The sequence below is a fragment of the Nocardia sp. NPDC049935 genome (assembly GCF_055586645.1).
Genome location: NZ_JBVJHV010000005.1, coordinates 100,925 through 123,106, shown reverse-complemented (window position 1 = coordinate 123,106; position 22,182 = coordinate 100,925). Strand labels below are relative to the sequence as shown.

Here is a 22,182-nt window from a genome sequence, read left to right as displayed (position 1 = left end):
GGGCGGTTGTGTCTGCCGGGAAGGGAGGGAGTCGTTGAGGTGGGTGGGTCGTTCCCTGGGCAGGGGGCGGGGCTCAGGCTCCGGACGCGCCCGGTACGGCGGGGGCCGAGGTCGTCACGCCGAGGCGGTCGAAGAATTCGGTGACGGCGCGGTGGCCGATGCGCATACCGCGGGTGAGCATGCCGGGGTCGGTTTCGACGCTGCTGATATCCGGGGACCCGGCGGGCGGGTGGATCTGGTGGGCGGCGGGGCCCATACCGGCGATCACTGCGTCCTCGAGGGCCTGCTGGCCGGGGCGGGCCTTCCAGGCCCGGTGCGCGCCGGGGGCGGTCCACCGCATGTACGTGCCGCCTACCAGGTCGTGGAGCCAGGGGGCCGGTGGACGGCGTTCGTCGGAGCGGCGGGTGCGCAGGATCAGGGCGTGCGTCGCACCCGCCCGGAGTGCGGTGCGGACCGGGACCGTTTCGGAGAGACCGCCGTCGAAGTACCGGCGGCCCGCGAGCTCGACCGGGGGACCGGCCAGTAGCGGGAGGCCGGAGGAGGCGCGCAGGGCGGTCTGGAGGGTCGCCTTGTCGACGATATGCGGATGCAGGTCGACCGGCAGGCCGGTGCGGATATCGGTGGCGATGGGGTGGAAGGTGGTCTCGTTGGCCAGGATCGCGGGGAAATCCATGGGATGCAGACCGTCGTAGACCTTGTGCACCAGATAGTGCAGATCGAAGGCGGGGCGTCCGCGCAGCATCCGGGTGGGGTCGATGGCCCGGCGCATGATGGGGGCGTCGGTCCACGCTTTCATACCCCGGCCGGCCCGCCCGCACAGGAACCAGGCGGCGTTGATGGCGCCCGCGGAGGTGCCGTAGACGGCATCGAAGACCCGGGCCAGGCCGAGCTCCTCCAATGCGTGCACCATTCCGCTGGAGTACACGCCGCGGCTGCCGCCGCCCTCGACCACCAGAACCAGCCGATGGCTGTCGGACCGGCCACCGGATAGGAAACGGTCGCGGATCACCTCCGCGACCGTCGGCTGTACTGCGCTCACCAGGTCACCATACGCCGGAGCGGGTGGCGATCATCGATCGCGCACCCGCTCCGGGGCATTGTGCATCAACTGTTGGTCCAGTCGTCGCATGCCGTAGCGCAGTGGTTCGCGGCCGCCGGCGGCCGCGCGGCCGCTACTTGATCTCGGCGAGGACCGTGCCCTGGGTGATGGCCGCACCGGCCGCCACATTGAGTCCGGTGACCACACCGGCCTTGTGCGCGTTGACCGGGTTCTCCATCTTCATGGCCTCGAGCACCACGATCAGATCGCCGGCCTCGACGGACTGGCCCTCCTCGACCGCGACCTTGACCACGGTGCCCTGCATGGGCGCGGTGACCGCGTCGCCGGAGGCGGCGCCGCCGCCCGCGCCACCGCGGGTGCGGGGCTTGGGCTTCTTGCGGGTGCCCACCGCGGCGGGCGCGCCGGAACCGACGGAGAACTGGCCCGGCAGCGAGACCTCGACCCGGCGGCCGCCGACCTCGACCACGACCTTCTGCCGCGGCTCGTCGTCCTCATCGGCGGGAGCGCCACCGGTGAACGGTTCGACGGTGTTCTTCCACTCGGTTTCGATCCACTTGGTGTAGACGTCGAACGACTCGCCGTCGCCGATGAACGCCGGATCCTCCACGATCGCCCGGTGGAACGGGATGACCGTGGCCAGCCCCTCCACGTGGAACTCGGCGAGCGCGCGCCGCGCCCGCTCCAGCGCCTGGGTGCGGTTCTCGCCGGTGACGATCAGCTTGGCCAGCATCGAGTCGAACTGGCCGCCGATCACGCTGCCGGCCACCACGCCGGAGTCCACGCGCACGCCCGGGCCGGTGGGCTCGGAGTAGGCGGTGACGGGTCCGGGGGCGGGCAGGAAGCCGCGGCCCGCGTCCTCGCCGTTGATGCGGAACTCGAACGAGTGCCCGCGCGGGGTGGGATCCTCGGTGAGTTCCAGCTTCTCGCCGTTGGCGATACGGAACTGCTGGCGCACCAGGTCCAGGCCGGAGGTCTCCTCGGTGACCGGATGCTCGACCTGCAGGCGGGTGTTCACCTCGAGGAACGAGACGGTATCGCCCTGCACCAGGTACTCCACGGTGCCGGCGCCGTAGTAGCCGGCCTCCTTGCAGATGGCCTTGGCCGACGCGTGGATACGGGCCCGCTGGTCGTCGGTGAGGAACGGCGCGGGGGCCTCCTCGACCAGCTTCTGGAAGCGGCGCTGCAGCGAGCAGTCGCGGGTGCCGGCGACGATCACGTTGCCGTGCTGATCGGCGATGACCTGGGCCTCGACGTGGCGGGCCTTGTCCAGGTACTGCTCGACGAAGCATTCGCCGCGGCCGAAGGCGGCCACGGCCTCACGGGTGGCGGATTCGAAGAGTTCGGGGATCTCCTCGATGGTGTGCGCGACCTTCATACCGCGGCCGCCGCCACCGAACGCGGCCTTGATCGCGACCGGCACGCCGTACTTCTTCGCGAACTCCACGACCTCGTCGGCGTTCTTGACCGGATCCTTGGTGCCCGCGGCCATCGGCGCCTTCGCCCGCTCGGCGATATGGCGCGCGGTGACCTTGTCACCGAGGTCGCGGATGGACTGCGGGGACGGTCCGATCCAGATCAGCCCGGCGTCGAGGACGGCCTGGGCGAAGTCGGCGTTCTCGGACAGGAAGCCGTAGCCGGGGTGGACGGCGTCGGCGCCGGATTTGGCGGCCGCGTCCAGGAGTTTGTCGAAGACGAGGTAGGACTCCGCCGAGGTCTGCCCGCCCAGGGCGAAGGCTTCGTCGGCGAGCTTGACGAAGGGGGCGTCGGCATCGGGTTCCGCGTATACCGCGACACTGCCGAGACCGGCATCCTTGGCCGCCCGGATAACGCGCACGGCAATCTCGCCTCGGTTAGCTACGAGTACCTTCGTGATCCGCGCGCTGGCATGGCTGGGCACTGAGCCTCCTGTTGCAATCTCTGTTGGTCGCTCTGCGGGATGAGCCGCGCTTCGGCTCCGCTCCCGCGGATCGGGTCCGCTCGTCCGGGTCCGAATCAGGATCGGATCGCTTCGTGGGCGCCGTGTCCGTGGGTTCGGATCCGCTACGCGGGCTCCGCGCCCGTGTCGACAAAATGTCTCCGGGCGAGTGTAGGCAGTCTGCCAACAAAGCCGGAACTCGGATAGCCCTACCCGCCAGTAGGTCACAGATCACAATAGACACTTCTATGGACCGGTCCCGGGGGAGAACCGCCACGGATTCATCGCTTCACCTGCGTAATCGGATAGATCGAGACGGGGCATCGACGTCGCGTCACCGGCCCGTGGCGATGGGCATGCGCACGGAGTTGCCCCATTCCGTCCATGATCCGTCGTAATTGCGCACCGATTCGCGGCCGAGCAGATATTTCAGGACGAACCACGTATGACTGGACCGTTCTCCGACCGCGCTGTAGACGGTCAGCGGGCCGTCGGTGCCGATCTCGCCGTAGATCGCGTCGAGTTCGGCGCGGCCGCGGAAACGCCCGTCCGGGCCGAGCGCGCTCGTCCAGGGAATGTTGACCGCCGTGGGGATATGGCCGCCGCGCAGGACCGTTCCACCCCCGCCCTCGTCCGGTGCGCCCGCGTACTCCTGCGGTGAGCGCACATCCACCAGGGGCGCGCCGAGGGCCGCGAGGACGTCCTCCCGGAAGGCTCGGATGGCCGTATCGTTCCGCTCCACCAGCGGGTATCCGCTGCGGGCCGGTTCCGGAGTCTCGAAGACGGTGTCGCGCGACTCGGCGATCCAGGCATCGCGCCCGCCGTCGAGCAGGCGGACGTCGCGATGGCCGAACATGGTCAAAACCCACAGCGCGTGCGCGGCGTGCGAGTTACCGTCATTGCCGTACAGCACGATGGTGTCGTGGTGTTCGATGCCCTGGGAGCGCATGAGTTCGGTGAAGCGCTCACCGTCTATATAGTCACGGGTCACCGGGTCGTCGAGATCGCTGCGCCAGTCGAGCTTGCTGGCACCCGGAACATGGCCTATGCCGTAGAGGAGGACGTCGGCATTACATTCGATGATTTTCAAACCGGGGGTGCCGAGGTTTGCCGACAGCCACTCGGTGGTTACCAAACGGTGTGGGTTTGCGTACGAGCCGAAAGCGGGAGATGGGTCCGGGGCGACGGGCACGTTCAGGGTCCTTCACAGGAGGCGGGCAGTGCTGACGACAGGTTCGAGCCGCACCTTGGATAGTAAGTGTGACTTGACGTGAACTTGTTGCAGAGCACAGAGTCGGTGCAATGGGCGAATTAGTCGCACATGACTCCGATAAAGTCTCCCCGAAGGAGGGGTGAGCTATGTCTGATTCTTGGCCGCGACGGCGCCTGCTCGCGATCCTCCGGGGCGCGAGCGAGCCTCTCGATGCCCAGCAGCTGGCCCAGGTCACCGGTCAGCATGTCACCACCGTGCGCTTCCACCTCGATATTCTCACCCGCGAATCGCTGGTGCGGCAGTTCCAGCAACCGCCGCGCGGTCGGGGGCGGCCCCGGATCGGCTATCGCGCCGTCCAGCGCACCATGGGATATCAGGATCTCGCCCAGGTGCTCGCCGATCAACTCGGACCCGGTCCGCAGGAGCAGGCGGCGGCCGGGCTGGCCGCCGGCCGGGCCTGGGGCGGCAAACTCGACACCTCCGAAGAAGTCATCGACTCGGTGCGCGAGGCCAAGGAGCGGGTCGTCTCGCTGATGTCGGAATTGGGTTTCGCCCCCGAACGCGATACCCGCGACACCTCCGGCCGCGATCCCGAGGACGGTGTGGTGGTGCGGCTGACCGCGTGCCCGCTGCGCGATCTCGCCCGGACCCATACCGAGGTCGTCTGCGGTGTGCATCGCGGCCTGCTGGACGCCCTGCTGGAGCGCGGCGGCGCGGCGGGCAGGATCGAGGCCGAACTGCGGCCCTTCGTGGCCGAGGAGACCTGTGAGGTGCTGTTGCGGCGGGTGGCCGCCGCGGAACGCGCGCGAACCGAACAGCCGGTGTCGGCCACCCGGGTGCCCCCGGAACAGGGGCGTATCGACGCGGCCGCGGGGCAGGCGGCCCGGCTGTCGCGGGTTTCCGGGCAGGTCGTACCGCCCGGGAGTCAGCTCCCGCCGGCTTCGGCCTCGGTGGACGGGGAGCCCCGGCCCGGATCCGGACCGCTCACGCCCGCGGCGGGGCAGCAGGGCGGCCGGGTGTTACGCGGGGCGCCGCCCTCAGGGATGGTCGGTCCACAGTTGCGCGATACCGACGCCCACTTTCTGGAGCAGTCGGCGCAGCAGTGGTAGGCCGATACCCACCACGCTGGAGGGGTCGCCGTCGATCCGGTCGACGAACCAGCCGCCCAGCCCGTCGAGGGTGAAGGCGCCGGCCACCTGCAGCGGTTCGCCGGTGGCGATATAGGAGTCGAGTTCGGCCGGGTCCGGGGTGCCGAAATGCACCGTGGTGGCGCTGCACTCGGTCACCTCCGCGACGACCGTGCCGGCACGCAGCCGGAGTACGCAGTGCCCGGTCACCAGATCCGCGTAGTGCCCGGCCATCGCCTGCCAGCGGGCCCGGGCGACCTCCGGCGTATGCGGTTTGCCCTGGAGCTCGCCGTCGATCAGAAGCATCGAATCGCAGCCCACCACGACGAGGTCGGCACCGAGATCGGCGATCTCACCCGCGAGGGTGGCGGCCACCGCCCGGGCCTTGGCCCGCGCCAGTTCGACCACGATCTCCCGCGGCCCGGTATCGGCGGGAAGGGCGGCCGCGACGGCGTCCTCGTCCACATCCGATACCCGGACAACGGGTTCGATACCTGCCGCGCGCAGCACCGACCGGCGGGCCGGTGACGCGGACGCGAGGACCAGCCGGGTCACGTCGGGAGATCTCCTGGATTCGGTGTCAGAAACGCAGGTGGGAAAGCTGCGGATAGGAGTACGGCGAGAACGGGGAGGTGCCCCGGTGCAGCATCGTCGGCCGGCCCCACAGGTCCTGCGGCCCCGGATCGGCGGGCGCGCCCGCGGCCGCGGCGGCACTGAACACACAGACCAGTGCGGCGATCTCGGCGTCGGTCGGCGCGCCCTTCTCGATGACCAGAAACGGTTTTTCCCCGGCCGTCTCGGCAGCTGCGCTCACGCCGTCCGCGGTATCGACCGGCAGTTCGCCGGTGGCGAGGTCCAGTTCGGCTGCGGCCAATACCTCTTCTTCTGCCACAATCGTCACAGTGCCAGATCCTCTCTCTTGCCTTTGATCGCCGCGCGCGTGGGCCGGGCGATCGTCGTGCACTGATCGCATACCCGAAATCAGTGTCCGGCCTACAGAGCCTATCGCTGGATCACAGCGGGATGTTGCCGTGTTTCTTCGGAGGCATGGTCACCATCTTGCGCTCGAGCAGGCGCAGGGCGGAGACGATCTGGCCGCGAGTATGCGACGGCGGGATCACGGCGTCCACGTAGCCGCGCTCGGCGGCGACGTACGGGTTCACCAACGTGTCCTCGTACTCGTTCTGCAGTTCCAGGCGGAGTTTGTCCACGTCGGCGCCCTCTTTGGCGGCTTCGGCGAGCCGCTTGCGGTACACGAAGCCGACGGCGCCGGAGGCGCCCATCACCGCGATCTGGGCGGTGGGCCACGCCAGGTTCACATCGGCGCCCATATGCTTGGACCCCATCACGTCGTAGGCGCCGCCGTAGGCCTTCCGGGTGATGATCGTGATTTTGCCCACAGTGGCCTCACCGTAGGCGTAGAGGAGCTTGGCGCCGCGCCGGATGATGCCGTTGTACTCCTGATCGGTTCCGGGCAGGAAGCCGGGCACATCGACCAGGGTGATGATCGGGACGTTGAAGGCGTCGCAGGTACGCACGAAGCGGGCGGCCTTCTCCGAGGCGTCGATATCGAGGCAGCCGGCGAACTGGGTCGGCTGATTGGCGACGATTCCGACACTGCGGCCGTCGATCCGGCCGAAGCCCACGATGATGTTCATGGCCCGCTCGGCCTGGATCTCGAGGAATTCGTCGTCGTCGAGCAGCCGCCGGATGACCTCGTGCATGTCATAGGGCTGGTTCGGCGAATCCGGGATCAGGGTGTCGAGTTCGAGGTCCTCCTCGGTGAGGGAATCCTCGAGCGCGCCGGCGATCGGATCGGAGGCCGGGAAGCGGGGCGCCTCGGCGCGGTTGTTGCTGGGCAGGTAGGACAGCAGATCCTTGACGTAGTCGAGGGCGTCCTGTTCCCCGGAGGCCACGTAGTGGGCCGTTCCGGACTTCACCATATGGGTGTGGGCGCCGCCCAGCTCCTCCATGGTGACCTCTTCACCGGTGACCGTCTTGATGACGTCGGGGCCGGTGATGAACATCTGGCTGGTCTCGTCGACCATCACCACGAAGTCGGTGAGCGCGGGCGAGTACACATGCCCGCCCGCGGCCGCGCCCATGATGAGCGAGATCTGCGGGATCACACCGGAGGCCTGGATATTGCGGTGGAAGATCTCGCCGTAGAGGCCGAGCGAGACCACGCCCTCCTGGATCCGGGCGCCGGCGCCCTCGTTGATGCCGATGAGCGGGCGGCCGGTCTTGAGCGCGAGGTCCATGACCTTGACGATCTTCTCGCCGTAGACCTCGCCGAGGCTTCCGCCGAAGACGGTGACATCCTGGCTGAACAGGCAGACCTCGCGGCCGTCGATGGTGCCGTAACCGCTCACCACACCGTCGCCGAGGGGACGCTGCTTGTCGAGGCCGAAGTTGACGCTGCGGTGCCGGGCCAGCGCGTCGAGCTCGACGAAGGAACCCTCGTCGACCAGGGCGAGAATACGTTCCCGCGCGGTCATCTTGCCCTTGGCGTGCACCTTGTCGACCGCGGCCTCACCCATCGGATGCTGGGCCTCTTCGAGCCGGTTCCGCAGGTCAGCCAGTTTGCCGGCGGTCGTGTGGATATCGGGCGTACCTGCCGAATCCGGCGTGGGCTGCTGCTGGACACTCGTCATGGGTCGGAGTGTAACCAGAGCCCTACCGGCCTGTTAACCCACATCTGGCTACTGGTCAGTAGTGCCTGGTCGGGAAAACCCCAGGTGGGTACGCCGTGGACGCCTCTTATGTTGATCGTGAATCTCCCTGGTGACCTGTCACGACGTCACTCGCGGGGGTTTGTGCCGCGGTGCGCCGGCCGGAAAATCGCTTTCGCTCGCCAGGCGCGGTCAATACCCTTGTAGCAGATCACTTTTGAAGTCCAGAGGGGAGGTGGTCTGCTATGTGGCATTGGACGACTCTCACAGGCCGGCATCCGGAGGCGGTGGCCTTCACCGCGCGGGTGGGTGAACCCGAGCCGACCGTCACCGATCCGGCACCTGTGACCGAAGGGGCCGAACAGGAGGAGACCGAGGCGAATCGCGGGGGCGCCCGCCTCGGGAGTTACGACCTCGCCGGTTAGGTCCCCGGCGGTCACCGCACCACCCTGCGGTGGCCGCCGGGCACGGCGGTAGCGTGCCCTGAATGCACAGGCCCCCGTTGGATCTCGAACAGTTGCGGCGAGCGCTGACCGGCACCCCGGAACCGGCGTTCTTCACCGGAATCGACGTCGTCGAATCGACCGGCTCCACCAACGCGGATCTGATCGCGCGTGCCGCCGATCCGGAGACCGATCGGATCGCGCTGGTCGCGGAGGCCCAGGAAAGCGGGCGGGGTCGTCTCGCCCGGGCCTGGTCGAGCCCGCCGCGCGCCCAGATCTCCCTGTCGATGCTGGTGCGCACCGACGGGGTGGACGCCGAGATGCTCGGCTGGATCCCGCTGCTCACCGGGATCGCGGCGGTGGACGCGGTCCGCGCCACCACCGGCGTCCCGGCCGCGCTGAAATGGCCGAACGACGTCCTGGTCGAGGGCCGCAAACTCGCCGGCATCCTCGCCGAGGTGGCGGCCACCGGGCCGCGGTCCGCGATCGTGGTGGGCATCGGGCTCAATGTGAGCCTCACCGCCGATGAGCTGCCCGTCCCGCACGCCACCTCGCTCACTCTCTGCGGCGCCGACGAACCCGACCGCACCGCGCTCGTACTCGCACTGCTCACCGAGTTCGGGCGGCGCTACACCGAATGGCGCGACGGCGGCTGGGATACGACGGCCCTCGCCGAGGCCTACCGGGAACGCTGCGCGACTCTTGGTGCCCCGGTGCGTGCCGAACTGCCCGGGGGCCGGTTGCTCACCGGTATCGCCCGCGATATCGATGCGTCCGGCCGGTTGCTGATCGGCGAGGAAGCCGTCGCCGCCGGTGATGTGACCCATCTCCGGCCCCAGGACTGATCGGGCGGCTCCGCCACGACCGGTCCGCCGGTGTTACGCCGGCTCGGTGATCTGCTCCCGGCGGCCCGCGGCACGGCCCGGCGACCGCTCGCGCTGTTCCTCGAAACGGACCGCGTCGGCGGCCAGCCGCGCCCGCAGCGCCGCCAGTTCGTCGCGCTGCCGCTCGCCCGCCGGGCCGAAATCGTCGCGTTCGAAGACGTTCCACCGGGTGAGGACCGGATCGACCACCTCGTCGAGGTGCCGGCGCGGGTCGTAGACGCCGTGTTCGGCCAGCAGCGCCGCGTCGCGCCCGTGGTCCGGCAGGTCCGCGCCCGGCATACCGAAGATGGACAGAACCCGGGTGATCGCCCGGATCGCTTGATCGGGGGCCAGTTCCAGGGCGGCGCCGCACAGGGTCCGGTAGAAGACCAGGTGCAGGTTCTCGTCGGCGGCGACACGCTGCAGCATCCGGTCGGCCACCGGGTCGCCGCAGATCTCGCCGGTATTGCGATGCAATACCCGGGTGGCCGGTTCCTGGAATGTCATGAACGCGGCGCATTCCAGCAGGCCGGACCATTCCGGCGGCGAATCCAGGCCGTTGCACATGTGCACCATCCGGGCCCGGTCCAGTGCCACCGGGTCGACACCGCGGGTGACCACCAGATAGTCGCGGATGACGATGGCATGCCGGTTCTCCTCGGCGGTCCAGCGACCCACCCAGGCGCCCCAGACACCGTCCTCGGAGAAACTCTCGGAGATCATCCGGTGGTGGGCGGGCAGGTTGTCCTCGGTGAGCAGGCCGGTGACCAGCGCCGCCTCGGCCACTTCGCCGAGCCCGGATTGCGCGGGCTCCCAATCCTGCCCGCCGAGGGCGGCGAAATTCCGGCCCTCGTCCCAGGGGACGTAATCGTGCGGATGCCAGTCCTCGACCATCGACAGATGCCGGTCCAGGGATTTCTCGGCCACGGGCCGCAGTTCGAGGAGCAGTTCGAGCTGGGTCAGATCTCTGGTCACGCACTTCTCCGATCGTCGCGGGCGTCCCACTCGGCGGCGCGGGATGCGCCGGGGCAGCGGGCGTACAGGGCTTGCGCTGAACTTCGGTCGAGCGAGTGCGGGCGGCGGGGCGTTTCGAGCGGTGCGGTCCGGCTGTGGAGCGGCCCCGGTTCGCCGCCGCGGGCGTGGGATACCGGCCACGGGCTCCGCGGAATCGCGCGGGTGCCGCATGGTCGCCTCGGGCATTGTGGCATCTCTTGGGGGTAATGTGCGCCCATGGGTTATCCGGAGGATGCGCTGGCGCCCGACGAAGAGTTGATCCTGCATACCCATCCGCATTGGAAGATGCTCTTCTGGCCCATCGTCACGCTGATCGTCGCGACCGCGCTGGCCGGTTTCCTCGGCGGCCTCGTCTGGCGCACCACCGAGGAGACCATGCGTACGGCCCTGCTGCTGGCGATTCTGGTCGTCTGGCTGCTCATCCTCGCGTGGCGCTGCGTCTCACCGATCGTGAGCTGGAAATCGACCCATTTCATCGTCACCGACCGCCGGGTACTGGTCCGCGAGGGCGTGCTCACCCACAGCGGTATCGATATCCCGATGAGCCGTATCTCGAGCGTGCAGTTCCAGCACGGGCTGGTCGACCGGATGTTCGGCACCGGGGCGCTCATCATCGGCTCGTCGTCGGAGGAACCCCTCGAATACGCCGATATCCCGGATGTCGAACAGGTGCACGCGATGCTCTACCACCAGGTTTTCGAGGCCTCGCCGCGTTACGGCGGCTACTGACACCGCATCTCCCGGCCGTGCTCGGGTCGCGACGACGCGGGTACCGCGCCGGCGGACCGTAATGTGGTCGCATGACCGCCGTACTGCTGGGCGAAGACGATGAGGCCATCGCGGCCCCGCTCTCACGGGCGCTGGGCCGTGAGGGCTACTCGGTGACCGTGGAGAGCTTCGGTCCCGCGGTACTCGATCGTGCGCTCGAAGGACACCACGACCTGCTGATCCTGGACCTCGGGCTGCCCGGGATGGACGGTCTCGAGGTCTGCCGGCAGGTCCGTGCCCGCGGCGCGGAGATGGCGGTCCTGATGCTCACCGCCCGCACCGACGAGGTGGATTTCGTGGTCGGTCTCGACGCGGGCGCCGACGACTACGTGGGCAAACCCTTCCGGCTGGCGGAACTGCTGGCCCGGGTCCGAGCCCTGCTGCGGCGCAGCGGGATCGGCGACGACGCGGTGGAGGTCGGCGGGATCCGGCTCGAGCCGGCGGCGCGGCGGGTGCTGGTCAACGGGGTGGAAGTGGGACTGGCCAACAAGGAGTACGAGCTGCTGAAGGTGCTGATCGACCGCGCCGGGCAGGTGGTGGCGCGGGAGACGATCCTGCGGGAGGTATGGGGTGACGCGGAGTTACGCGGTTCCAAGACCCTGGATATGCATATGTCGTGGCTGCGCCGCAAGATCGGGGACGAGGGCCCGATGGCCGAGCGGCGGATCGTCACGGTACGCGGAGTCGGATTCCGATTGAACACCGACTGACGTGCGGCGGCGGATCCTGCGGTCGATGCTGACCGTACTGATGCTGACCACCGTGATACTCGGTGTGCCGCTCACCTATACCGCGTGGCTGTGGGTGGAGGACATCACCCGCAACGATCTGCGCAGCCGGTTGGAGCTCATCTCCACCGAGGTCATCGTGCAGGAGAGCGATAACGGGGTGGTTCGCGGCGGGCTCGATCTGCGCACCGTGCAGCCGCTGGTCCCGGAGGGCGGCCGGCTGACCGTCGTCTATCCCGCGCCCGGAGACAATGCCGCCAAGGTCGAGGTGGGCGCCGCCACCGTCGTCGATCCACTGGTGGAATCGCTGTCGATGGGCACCGACGGGTCACTGCGGCTGGAGGTGCCCGCCACCCCGATGAAGGCCCGGCAGCGGCAGGCGGTGGCCGGTGTGGCCCTCGCCGTGGCGCTCTCCCTGGGGGCGGCCATCACGGTCGCGATCGTCACCGCGCGCCGGGTCGCCGACCCGATCCGCGATGTGGCCGCCCGCGCGGCCCGGCTCGCCATGGGCGATTTCCGGCCCGATCCGCGCCGGCACGGTATCGCCGAACTGGACCGGGTCTCCGATGTGCTGGATTCGGCGACCGTCGAGATCGCCGGCCGGCTGCAACGGGAGCACGCACTGGTGGCCGATGTCTCCCATCAGCTGCGCAGCCGGTTGACGGCGGTCCGGCTACGGCTGGACGAACTGTCCGCGCATACCGATCCCGAGGTGGTGCACGAGGCGGATGAGGCGATGGCTCAGGTCGACCGGTTGACCGAGGCCATCGACGATCTGGTCCGGGCCTCGCGCGACGAGGACGCGGCCGACCGCGATCCGGTGCCGGTGATGGACGAGTTGCGCGGCATCGTCACCGAGTGGACGCACCCGTTCTACGAGGCGGGCCGCACCCTCACCCTCACCGGTGACGAATCGCTGCGGGCGCCGATCACCGGCTCCCGGCTGCGCGAAGCGGTCACGGTGCTGGTGGACAACGCGCTCATGCACGGCGGCGGCCCCTGCACCGTATCGGTGCGGACCGTGCGGCCGGGGCGGGATCGCGAACCGCTGGTGTGTGTCCAGGTCGCCGACGAGGGTGAGGGGGTCAGCGACGATCTGGCCCCGCATATCTTCGACCGGGGTTTCTCGGGAGCCGGATCGACCGGTGTGGGGCTGGCACTGGCGCGGGCGCTGATCGAGGCCGACGGCGGCCGGTTGGAGTTGCAGCGCCGGCGTCCCGCTTTGTTCGCGGTGTTCCTGGGAAAGCCGCTGGCGGGGCGAATGGAGAACCGGAGGGCGGGGGAGCCGCGCTAGCGCGGGACGCCCGCCCGGCGCTCGGTGCCCGGGATGACGGGGTCGCTCAGCGCCCGAGACGCCGGTGGTGTTCTTCCTCCACGAACTCTTCCAGGTCCTCGATCATCTGGTCGACCTCGTCGGGGAAGACCCAGCGGCGCATCGCCCAGAACCGGAACGCCATCTGCAGGAGATTGCCGATGAGGTAGGCGCTGACGAAGTCGGCGATGTTCTCCACCATGAAGCTGACCGTTGGCTGGTGCAGCTGGAACGCGTACCGGGAGACGTAGAGCGGCAGCATGCTGAGCACCACGCCGATCCCGCTGACCGCGAAGAACAGCAGCGCCTCGTGGTGGCGTTCGCGCCCGCCCCGGTTCTTGAACGACCATTCCCGGTTGAGGATGTAGGAGGCGATCACCGCGATCACACCCGCGATGATCTTCGCGGTGATCGGCTTCTCCTCCAGGACCGTCCACTTCAGGACATAGAAGATTCCGCTGTCGATGACGAACGTGGTCGCCCCGACGATCGCGAACTTGATGAGCTCGCGCTGCCGGAAGGCGATCTCCTGAAGGGGCTGCGGGAGGACGCGCACCACGCCGTCGACGAATGACACAGTTCGCGAGCATACCGCTAGGCACCGTTCCCGCAGGACGTGACAGTATTGTCCGACGTGAACGCTCGTAGCTTCGATCCCTCGGCGATGCCCACCGTCACCATGGTCGGCGGCGGCCAGCTGGCGCGGATGACGCATCAGGCGGCCATCGCGCTGGGCCAGCGGCTCCGGGTGCTCGCCGAACGCCCCGACGATCCGGCCGCGCAGGTCGGTCCCGATGTGGTGCTCGGCAGTCATACCGATCTGGCCGCGCTGCGCCGGGCCGCCACCGGATCCCACGCCCTGACCTTCGACCACGAGCATGTGCCCACCGAGCATCTGGAGGCCCTGGTCGCCGAGGGGGTCAATGTGCTCCCACCGCCGGGCGCGTTGCGGTTCGCCCAGGACAAGCTCGCCATGCGCCGGGAACTGTCGGCGCGCGGACTGCCCGTACCGGCTTTCGCGATGATCGAATCCGAGGCCGACGCGGTGCGCTTCGGTGACGAGCACGGCTGGCCGATCGTGCTCAAGGCGATCCGCGGCGGGTACGACGGCCGCGGGGTGTGGATGCCCGATGACGCCGAGGGCGCGGCGAAGATCGCCGCCGGCCAACTCGGCGCCGGGGTGGAATTGCTCGCCGAGGTCCGCGTACCGCTGAAACGTGAATTGTCGGCCATGGTGGCTCGCTCCCCGTACGGGCAGGCCGCGACCTGGCCGGTGGTGGAGACCGTGCAGCGCAACGGTCAGTGCGCCGTGGTGATCGCTCCCGCGCCCGGGCTCTCGGAGGATCTGGCCGGCCGGGCCGAGGAACTGGCGCTGCGGCTGGCCGAGGATCTCGGTGTGGTCGGGGCGATGGCGGTCGAACTGTTCGAGACCCACGACGGCGAGATCCTGATCAACGAACTGGCGATGCGCCCGCACAACTCCGGGCACTGGGGTATGGACGGCGCGCGCACCGGACAGTTCGAACAGCATCTGCGCGCGGTGCTGGACTATCCCCTCGGCGATACGAGCCCGTTGGCGCCGGTGACGGTGATGGCGAATATCCTCGGTGCGCCCGAGGCGCCCGCCATGTCGATGGACGAGCGGCTGCATCATCTGTTCGCCCGGATGCCGGACGCCAAGGTGCACCTGTACGGGAAGGGCGAGCGGCCCGACCGCAAGATCGGGCATGTGAACGTGCTCGGTGACGACGTGGCGCAGGTGCGGGAACGAGCCGAGCGCGCGGCGCACTGGATGTCGCACGCGGTATGGACCGACGGATGGGATCCGCATGAGTGACGTGGTGACGGGCAGTATCGAGAATTCCCCCGCGGTCGGGCTGATCATGGGCAGCGATTCCGACTGGCCCACCATGGAGGCGGCGGCGGAGGCGCTGGCCGAATTCGGGATCCGGTTCGAGGTCGGCGTGGTGTCGGCGCACCGCACCCCGCAGCGCATGCTCGACTACGCCCGCGACGCGGCGGGCCGCGGCCTGCGAGTGCTCATCGCCGGGGCCGGCGGCGCCGCCCATCTGCCGGGGATGGTCGCCTCGGCGACGCCGTTGCCGGTGATCGGTGTCCCGGTGCCGCTGAAATACCTGGACGGGATGGATTCGCTGCTCTCGATCGTGCAGATGCCCGCGGGTGTCCCGGTGGCCACGGTCTCCATCGGCGGGGCCCGCAACGCGGGGCTGCTCGCGGCCCGGATCCTGGGCGCCCACGATCCCGCCCTGCGGCAGCGGATGGAGCAGTTCCAGGCCGGGCTGGAGACGATGGTGCTGGAGAAGGACGCGGCGCTGCGTCGGCGCCTGATGGGCTGAGCGCTGCGCCGGCGCCTGGTGGGCCGATCTGGACGCCGCGCGCGATACCGCGCCCGGGACGTCGCTCGATACGGTATCGGTATGGACAACGAGGAAACCGTCCGCCGGGTGGGCGGCGCCGAGCTGGTCCGGTTCCGGCTCGGAGTGGTCGACGAGGCGTTGCGATTGTTCGCCGATCAGGGGTACGAGGCGACCTCGGTCGACGAGATCGCCGAGGCGGCCGGGATCTCGCGGCGCACGTTCTTCCGGCAGTTCCGGTCCAAGGAAGATGTCATCTTCGCCGATCATGAGGCGCAGCTGGTGGCGGCGCAGGAGTATCTGCAGCAGTCACCGCTGGACCCGTGGGACGCCGTCCGCGAGGCCGCGGTCCAGGTTTTCGAACGGTTCACCCGCTGGCGCGATATCGCCGAGCGCCGCTATCACGTGGTGCGGCGGGTGCCGGCGCTGCGGGACCGGGAGATCGTCACGGTGTTCCGCTACGAGCGCCTGTTCACCGACTTCCTGCGCGAACGGCAGCCCGATTCCCCGGATCTGGCCCGGGTCCAGTTCACCGCCGCGGTGACCGCCACCCACAACTATCTGCTGCGGCGGATGGTGCGCGGGGATTCCGCCGCGGGCCCCGCCGATCTCCGTGCCGAACTGAACGCGATCCCGAGCGGCGATCGCCGCCCCGCGGGCGACGACGAACTGGTGCTGGCGGTTTTCCGGCGCGACCTGCCCGCCCGGCATGTCGCCGAACTCCTGAGCCAGCGGCTCGGTAGTTTGGCGGAGACCACCGCGGATTGACACCGAGTGCCACGTACTGCCACCAGGTGATCAAGTTCCGGGCGGTATAGTGGCGAGAAATCTGACACTGAGTGCCGACGGCCGGCACGGAGGCAACAGGAGTGAGCCCAATGGCGGGAAACCCGGATTTCGGACTGTTCAAGCTGGAGGATTTCCACGACGAGCTGCGTTCGGCCATCCGCGGTCTGTGCGAGAAGGAAATAGCCCCGCACGCCAAGGACGTGGACGAGCACGCGCGCTTCCCGGAGGAAGCCCTCACGGCACTCAATGCCGCCGGCTTCAACGCCGTGCACGTTCCCGAGGCCTACGGCGGCCAGGGCGCCGATTCGGTGGCCACCTGCATCGTCATCGAAGAGGTCGCGCGGGTCTGCGGGTCGTCCTCGCTGATCCCCGCGGTGAACAAGCTCGGCACCATGGGCATGATCCTCAACGGCTCCGAGGAGCTCAAGCAGAAAGTGCTCGCCGATATCGTCAACGGCGAGATGGCCTCCTACGCGCTGTCCGAGCGCGAAGCCGGATCCGATGCGGGCAGTATGCGCACCCGCGCCCGCCAGGAAGGCGACGACTGGATCATCAACGGCTCCAAATGCTGGATCACCAACGGCGGCAAGTCCTCCTGGTACACCGTCATGGCCGTCACCGATCCCGATAAGGGCGCCAACGGTATTTCCGCGTTCCTGGTCCACAAGGACGATGAGGGTTTCGTGGTCGGCCCGCTCGAGCACAAACTCGGCATCAAGGGTTCCCCGACCGCCGAGCTGTACTTCGAGAACTGCAAGGTCCCCGGCGACCGCATCGTCGGCGCCCCCGGCACCGGCTTCAAAACCGCCCTGCAGACCCTCGACCACACCCGCCCCACCATCGGCGCGCAGGCCGTCGGCCTGGCCCAGGGCGCACTGGACGCGGCCATCGCCTACACCAAGGACCGCAAGCAGTTCGGCACCGCGATCGCCGATTTCCAGAACACCCAGTTCATGCTGGCCGATATGGCGATGAAGATCGAAGCCGCCCGGCTGATGGTCTACACCTCCGCCGCCCGCGCCGAACGCGGTGAGAAGAACCTCGGCTTCATCTCCGCCGCCGCCAAATGCTTCGCCTCCGATGTGGCCATGGAGGTCACCACGAACGCGGTGCAGCTCTTCGGCGGCGCCGGCTACACCACCGATTTCCCGGTGGAACGGATGATGCGCGACGCCAAGATCACCCAGATCTACGAGGGCACCAACCAGATCCAGCGGGTCGTCATGTCCCGCGCCCTGCTCAAGGGGTAATTCCCCGGAGCGCGACGCTCGTTCGGCGGCCCGGGATTCACACCCGGGCCGCCGCCGGTCCGTCAGCGGTCACTTATCAGTTCATTCCGCCCCCGGAACCACCTGCGTTTCCGGGGCGACTCCCGGTCGGCTCGATTTCGCCCCTCTCAGTCGATTCGAATCCGTTTTGCAGGCTCGTGCCGAGTCGTAGTCTGCTGAAAACGAAACCAACTGTGGAGGGGACGGATGACACCGTGGTTGCGGCACAGCGAAGGGGTGGGACCCGGTCGGCAGGTGGGGATCCTGGTCCGTGAATACCGGCTGGCGCGGGGCCTGAATCAGGCGGCTGTCGCCGAGGCATTGGGCATCACCCAGCAGTTCCTCAGCCAGGTGGAGACCGGCGTCCGGAAAACTACGCTGGACCAGCGTCAGGAATTCGTGCGCGTGCTCGGCATACCGGCCGAAGAACTCGGTCTGGCCGGGCGCAGCCATGGTGGTTCGGCGCTGCACGAGACGAACGCGGCCGTCTCGTCGAGCAGGGGGCGGTGGCGCGTCGAGCGCCATTTCCTCAACTGGCATCGCGCCGACCTGGGGAACCTGGCGGCGCAGTGGCATGCTGTCGAGAACCGGGTACCCAGAACGACTCTCATCACAGGCGAGGGCTGGTTGCCTGACCGGCCCTCGGAGTTGCAGTCCTTACGGTTGCGGTTGGACGAACGCCCGCAGGCGGTCGAAGTCACGGGTGCGGAACCCGAAACATTGCCGGTCCGGCCACTGCGGACCCCCAGCGCGGCTTTCGAGACCTATTCATCGGCGGTCAAACACCTCGATCCACCGCAGTTGTTCGAGTCGCGGCCCAGCTATCGCTATCTCGGTGGCTCGATGACTACCCGGACCTTGGACTTCGGGTTGGCCGCGTACTTCGACAAGCTCGACGTGTCCGAAGCACTCGCGCACGAATTGGCCGCGGCCACGATGGACCGTCCCGGACCAGTCGTCTCCGATCTTCTCGGGAAGGTGCCGTTTCGTGAGCTGGTCGGCGATCCCTTCGATCCGGCCCGCCGTGCGATAGTCCCAGCGATCACAACGCTGACCCTTCGCCTGCGCCGATACCCTGCCGAGCCGTCGTTTCTCCTGCACTGGCGCGATCCTTCGCGCGTTGCCACCGCGGCGGGAGTCTACGACGTGATTCCTGCCGGCGAATTTCAACCGTCCGGCGTAGCTCTGTTGGACCGGAACAACGATTTCTCGCTGTGGCGCAACATCGTCCGCGAGTTCTCGGAGGAGTTGCTCGGCCGGCCCGAGCACGACGGCAGTCGCAGCTCACCGATCGACTATGCGCGGTGGCCGCTCTACCGGCGGCTGAGCGAAGCCCGAGAGCGCGGTAAGTTGAGCGCGTTCGTGCTGGGTTTGGGGCTGGACGCCCTGACTTTGGCGGCCACGATCTTGACCGCGGTTGTCATCGACGACGACCTCTTCGCCGACGTCTTCGGTGCGACTGTGCGGTTCAACGAGGAAGGTGAAGTCGTCGCAGTCGGCGAGGGCTCGGCAACCGACGGCATCCCGTTTACCGCATCGGTGATAGACCGGCTGCTGGAGACCGAACCACTCGCCGCGCCGGGCGCCGCTTGTCTGGCGCTCGCATGGGAGCATCGGCACAGTCTGCTCGGCTGAGATCGAAGGTCAGGAGAACGGGATGAGCGGCAGTTCAGGCATGCTTACGCCCAGTGAACGCGGGTGGATAGAGACGCGGAGCTACGTCCGTGAGCATCGGTCCGCTCTCGACGCCGCCGCCGCACAGACCTATCCCACCCTGCGCCGCGTCGCCGGTTCGGCCCTCCTCGCACGGGAGGAGTGGATACCTACCACGCCGATTCGACTGGACGAGGTGGGGGCGGCACTGGAACCGACGCCGGAATCGGAAGCCGTGGGTCGCCTCCCGGTGTCGAGCCCTGCGCTGCCGGTGCGTGCAACGGGTGTGGCATACGCGAGCTACGCCGAGGCTGTCGGCGATCTCGTTGCGCCCACGGTGTTCGAGGATCGCCCGACCTACCGCCTTGTCGGTGCAGATCTCACGGCGGAAGCACCCTCGATGCGGTTCGCTCTCGGGTCGTACTTCGACAGCATCAATGTCGGTGAGGCGGCGGCACATGAGTTCGCGATGGCCCAGCAAGGCCATCGCGGTCTCGCAGGAATCCGGGAAGCGATCGCCGACCCTTGTGATCCGACGCAACGACCGGTCAATCTGGCCATCAGTACGCTCACTGTTCGCCGAGATACGGACACCGGTGCCCAATCGTTTCTGCTGCACTGGCGTGACCCCGAGAAGGTCGGGCACGCCGGTGGGCTGTATCAAGTGGTCCCGGTCGGCATCTTTCAGCCGTCCGGATATGCGGAGTGGAACCTGGCAAACGATTTTTCACTGTGGCGCAACATGATTCGCGAGTTCGCCGAAGAGTTGGGTGGTGTGGACGAAGACCACGGCAGCGAGACAGCGCCGATCGACTACGAAACCTGGGAGTTCGCGACACGGTTCGACCAGGCCCGGCAGGACGGGGCAATCGCGGCGTACTGCCTCGGCCTCGGCGTCGACCCGCTCAGCTTCGCGACCGACCTGCTGACCGCTGTCGTTATCGATGGTCCGGTTTTCGACGCCTTCTTCGGCGCCGAACCGAGCAGCAATGCCGAGGGGCGCATCCTCGAATGGCAGCCGTTCACTACGGAGCGTGTGGAGAGCGTCGTTGCCGAGTACCCGGTACAGGCAGCCGGTGTCGCGACGCTGCGACGAGCGGTCGCGTTGTTGGCCTGAATCGATACAACCGGCTGTTGTACAGCAGTCGGTTGTTGGCCTCGATTGCCCGCGCGGCGCGACCCTTCGGGGGTGAAACCTCCTCACCGTTCTCGGCCATTCAGCGGCCAGCCCAGCCACAGAACGGGATCTCGGCGCCGCGCAGATTCCGCTATGCCTGGCACGAGCGCCTTTCGCCCCCATGACAGCGATATGAGACGCGACTCCGTCCGGAAATTGCCGAAGGCCATCGGACTGATTCGACGCGATGTCGCCGGCCGCGGGGCCGACGTACACGACCTCGCAGCGCGCCACGGCTACCGGGTGGTGCACACTATTGTGCTCGATACCGGGCCGCTGGTTTCGGCACTGATCATCATGCAGCACGTGTACGAGCACGAGGCGGATGCGGTTGTAGTTCCCGGTTTCGAGCACGCGGATCCGGTGCGGCACATTGTCACCGATCTCGCCGTGCTCATCACCCCCGTGTGCGTATACCCCCGCGGCTATCGGTGGGAACTTCCCGACCTGGGGAATCAGCGGTGACGGGCGCAGATCTCGTGTTGATAGCGCTGGTTCTGGGTCTCATCGCATTCACCGTTGCCCTGTCCCGGCCGTAGCTCGGTGGCCGGTAGGCGTTTGTGACCACACCCGCCACGAGGCGAACCGGATTCGGCTGTGATCACCGTCCATACAGGACGATGGTGGGATGCACACGGGCGAGCTCATCCGCGACCTGCGTCAGGCTCGGGGATGGTCCCAGGGGCGTCTGGCCGACGAATTGGCCGAGCACTCGGGTACACCGATCAGCCGCGAATACATTTCGCGGCGCTGGGAGTCGTGTAGGTCGGTGCCTTCCCCGTACTGGCTGCGGCACCTGGCCGCTGTACTCGATGTGCCGCTGGCAGTTATGGAGTCCGACGTGAACCGCAGACGGTTTCTATCCGCACTCGCCGCGACGACGGTCGCGCCGGGCGTCGCATCCGACCTGCTCGCGGAAGGGTTCTCCGCGAGGCTCAGGGGTGCCGGGCCATCGGCCGAGGAATGGGCGGACACCCTGGTCACCTATGGTGCCGACTACATGACTCTGGGAGCCGCCGAGATTCAGAAGCGGCTGGCCGTCGACCTCGCGGTGATTCAGCAGCAATGTGACAGCTCGCAGATGTGGGCCCATGTGTCACGGCTGATGACGTTGTATGCCAAGACGTTTCCCGGGTCGGACGGCGACAAGGCGGTGGCCTGGTATCGGATGGCGGCCCAGTCGGCGGATCGTTCCGGGGACGCGAGTACTCGGGTGTGGGTGCGAGGCCGTGCCGCTATCGCCCTCGGGTATGAGGGTGCCTCGTTGCCGATCGCGACGATGTTCGCCGATCAGGCTCTGGCCATCGACGACCGGCCGTCGCTCGGCAGGTTGAATGCGATCTACGGAAAGGCGCATGCGTCCGCCATCGCAGGGGATATAGACGCGGCACGGGCGCTGGACACCGAAGGCCGCCGGGTGTTCGACCGCGCGGGGTCGGAAGACGATGAGGCATCCGACTACGCGGTCCCTTATTGGCGTCTGGGAGTGTTCCGCTCTTTGCTGCGAGCCCGGCTCGGTGACGAATCGGATGCCATCATCGCTCAGGACGAAGGCCGACGGCTGCTACCACCGACACTTCCCAGATTCGCGACGCACCTCGAGCTTCATCGGGGGCTGATGCTGGTTCGGGCCGGTGACCGTGACGGTGGAGTCGCTTACGCCAGGGAAGCGCTCGACGCACTGCCACCGGAGAAGCATTCACTCACACTGCGCATGCTGATGGAAGAGATCACCACGCCCGCATCGTGATAGCGGCGGTAATTCGGTCGCAATCGGCGCAACCTTCGGCCGCGTGCCACCTTCC

Annotated in this window: 22 protein-coding genes; 14 read left to right on the top strand and 8 right to left on the bottom strand. The window is 68.1% G+C overall.

Translation table 11 applies throughout. The annotated features are described in order from the left end of the window. Positions 1-73: 73 nt before the first annotated feature. The 3 genes from ACZ6SF_RS20435 to ACZ6SF_RS20425 all read right to left on the bottom strand — a co-directional run bounded on the left by ACZ6SF_RS20435 (position 74) and on the right by ACZ6SF_RS20425 (position 4,167). Positions 74-1,039: a patatin-like phospholipase family protein gene (locus tag ACZ6SF_RS20435; RefSeq protein WP_466063750.1), complete on the bottom strand. Its 966-nt coding sequence runs from the start codon at positions 1,037-1,039 to the stop codon at positions 74-76. Positions 1,040-1,172: 133 nt separating this feature from the next. Further along, on the bottom strand, positions 1,173-2,957 hold the full coding sequence (locus ACZ6SF_RS20430) for an acetyl/propionyl/methylcrotonyl-CoA carboxylase subunit alpha (protein WP_466063749.1): 1,785 nt from the start codon (positions 2,955-2,957) through the stop codon (positions 1,173-1,175). A 352-nt stretch (positions 2,958-3,309) separates the two neighbouring features. Further along, a complete protein-coding gene (locus tag ACZ6SF_RS20425) occupies positions 3,310-4,167 on the bottom strand; it encodes a sulfurtransferase (RefSeq protein ID WP_466063748.1) in 858 nt (285 codons plus the stop codon). A 167-nt stretch (positions 4,168-4,334) separates the two neighbouring features. Here ACZ6SF_RS20425 and ACZ6SF_RS20420 point away from each other — a divergent pair, with 167 nt between their 5' ends. After that, positions 4,335-5,297, top strand: a complete 963-nt coding sequence (locus tag ACZ6SF_RS20420) for a helix-turn-helix transcriptional regulator (protein WP_466063747.1) — start codon at positions 4,335-4,337, stop codon at positions 5,295-5,297. On the opposite strand, the gene ACZ6SF_RS20415 is transcribed toward ACZ6SF_RS20420, so the two are convergent. The 3 genes from ACZ6SF_RS20415 to ACZ6SF_RS20405 form a co-directional block, all read right to left on the bottom strand. Next, complete coding sequence (locus ACZ6SF_RS20415) at positions 5,226-5,870, bottom strand: Maf family protein (RefSeq protein ID WP_466063746.1); 645 nt, start codon at positions 5,868-5,870, stop codon at positions 5,226-5,228. The two genes, ACZ6SF_RS20420 and ACZ6SF_RS20415, sit on opposite strands and share 72 nt — an antisense overlap. Before the next feature lie 25 nt (positions 5,871-5,895). Further along, positions 5,896-6,216 carry an acyl-CoA carboxylase subunit epsilon gene (locus ACZ6SF_RS20410; RefSeq protein WP_466063745.1) on the bottom strand — a complete coding sequence of 107 codons (321 nt, stop codon included), beginning with the start codon at positions 6,214-6,216 and terminating at the stop codon, positions 5,896-5,898. Positions 6,217-6,328: 112 nt separating this feature from the next. After that, positions 6,329-7,969 (bottom strand): acyl-CoA carboxylase subunit beta, encoded by a 1,641-nt coding sequence (locus ACZ6SF_RS20405; protein ID WP_466063744.1) that lies wholly within the window; start codon positions 7,967-7,969, stop codon positions 6,329-6,331. Positions 7,970-8,232: 263 nt separating this feature from the next. Between ACZ6SF_RS20405 and ACZ6SF_RS20400 the strand changes: the two genes are divergently transcribed. After that, on the top strand, positions 8,233-8,412 hold the full coding sequence (locus ACZ6SF_RS20400; protein ID WP_466063743.1) for a hypothetical protein: 180 nt from the start codon (positions 8,233-8,235) through the stop codon (positions 8,410-8,412). A gap of 62 nt (positions 8,413-8,474) precedes the next feature. Continuing rightward, complete coding sequence (locus ACZ6SF_RS20395; RefSeq protein WP_466063742.1) at positions 8,475-9,275, top strand: biotin--[acetyl-CoA-carboxylase] ligase; 801 nt, start codon at positions 8,475-8,477, stop codon at positions 9,273-9,275. A gap of 33 nt (positions 9,276-9,308) precedes the next feature. Here the strand turns inward: ACZ6SF_RS20395 and ACZ6SF_RS20390 are convergent, their stop codons facing one another. Next, on the bottom strand, positions 9,309-10,268 hold the full coding sequence (locus ACZ6SF_RS20390) for an acyl-ACP desaturase (protein WP_466063741.1): 960 nt from the start codon (positions 10,266-10,268) through the stop codon (positions 9,309-9,311). A gap of 255 nt (positions 10,269-10,523) precedes the next feature. On the opposite strand from ACZ6SF_RS20390, the gene ACZ6SF_RS20385 reads away from it, so the two are divergent. From ACZ6SF_RS20385 to ACZ6SF_RS20375, 3 genes are all read left to right on the top strand, one after another. Further along, complete coding sequence (locus ACZ6SF_RS20385; protein WP_466063740.1) at positions 10,524-11,036, top strand: PH domain-containing protein; 513 nt, start codon at positions 10,524-10,526, stop codon at positions 11,034-11,036. 71 nt (positions 11,037-11,107) lie between these two features. Continuing rightward, positions 11,108-11,785, top strand: coding sequence for a response regulator transcription factor (locus ACZ6SF_RS20380; protein WP_466063739.1), 678 nt, complete (start codon positions 11,108-11,110; stop codon positions 11,783-11,785). Between the two features lies 1 nt (position 11,786). Then, entirely contained in the window at positions 11,787-13,097 is a 1,311-nt protein-coding gene (locus tag ACZ6SF_RS20375) for a sensor histidine kinase (protein WP_466063738.1), read from the top strand. Positions 13,098-13,143: 46 nt separating this feature from the next. Here ACZ6SF_RS20375 and ACZ6SF_RS20370 read toward each other — a convergent pair whose 3' ends face one another. Next, positions 13,144-13,692 carry a GtrA family protein gene (locus tag ACZ6SF_RS20370; protein WP_466063737.1) on the bottom strand — a complete coding sequence of 183 codons (549 nt, stop codon included), beginning with the start codon at positions 13,690-13,692 and terminating at the stop codon, positions 13,144-13,146. A 39-nt stretch (positions 13,693-13,731) separates the two neighbouring features. Between ACZ6SF_RS20370 and ACZ6SF_RS20365 the strand changes: the two genes are divergently transcribed. The 8 genes from ACZ6SF_RS20365 to ACZ6SF_RS20330 all read left to right on the top strand — a co-directional run bounded on the left by ACZ6SF_RS20365 (position 13,732) and on the right by ACZ6SF_RS20330 (position 22,127). After that, complete coding sequence (locus ACZ6SF_RS20365) at positions 13,732-14,952, top strand: 5-(carboxyamino)imidazole ribonucleotide synthase (RefSeq protein WP_466063736.1); 1,221 nt, start codon at positions 13,732-13,734, stop codon at positions 14,950-14,952. After that, positions 14,945-15,472 (top strand): 5-(carboxyamino)imidazole ribonucleotide mutase, encoded by a 528-nt coding sequence (gene purE / locus ACZ6SF_RS20360; RefSeq protein WP_466063735.1) that lies wholly within the window; start codon positions 14,945-14,947, stop codon positions 15,470-15,472. The genes ACZ6SF_RS20365 and purE overlap by 8 nt, the downstream gene beginning before the upstream one ends. An 81-nt stretch (positions 15,473-15,553) precedes the next feature. Continuing rightward, the gene (locus tag ACZ6SF_RS20355) at positions 15,554-16,258 is read left to right on the top strand and encodes a TetR family transcriptional regulator (RefSeq protein ID WP_466063734.1); all 705 of its coding nucleotides are present in this window, start codon (positions 15,554-15,556) and stop codon (positions 16,256-16,258) included. Between the two features lie 110 nt (positions 16,259-16,368). After that, on the top strand, positions 16,369-17,529 hold the full coding sequence (locus ACZ6SF_RS20350; RefSeq protein ID WP_466063733.1) for an acyl-CoA dehydrogenase: 1,161 nt from the start codon (positions 16,369-16,371) through the stop codon (positions 17,527-17,529). Positions 17,530-17,754: 225 nt separating this feature from the next. After that, positions 17,755-19,182: a helix-turn-helix transcriptional regulator gene (locus ACZ6SF_RS20345; RefSeq protein WP_466063732.1), complete on the top strand. Its 1,428-nt coding sequence runs from the start codon at positions 17,755-17,757 to the stop codon at positions 19,180-19,182. Positions 19,183-19,204: 22 nt separating this feature from the next. Further along, positions 19,205-20,317 carry a hypothetical protein gene (locus ACZ6SF_RS20340; RefSeq protein ID WP_466063731.1) on the top strand — a complete coding sequence of 371 codons (1,113 nt, stop codon included), beginning with the start codon at positions 19,205-19,207 and terminating at the stop codon, positions 20,315-20,317. Between the two features lie 192 nt (positions 20,318-20,509). Then, positions 20,510-20,842 carry a hypothetical protein gene (locus ACZ6SF_RS20335; RefSeq protein WP_466063730.1) on the top strand — a complete coding sequence of 111 codons (333 nt, stop codon included), beginning with the start codon at positions 20,510-20,512 and terminating at the stop codon, positions 20,840-20,842. A 163-nt stretch (positions 20,843-21,005) separates the two neighbouring features. Beyond that, on the top strand, positions 21,006-22,127 hold the full coding sequence (locus ACZ6SF_RS20330) for a helix-turn-helix domain-containing protein (protein WP_466063729.1): 1,122 nt from the start codon (positions 21,006-21,008) through the stop codon (positions 22,125-22,127). The last annotated feature ends 55 nt before the right edge of the window (positions 22,128-22,182 follow it).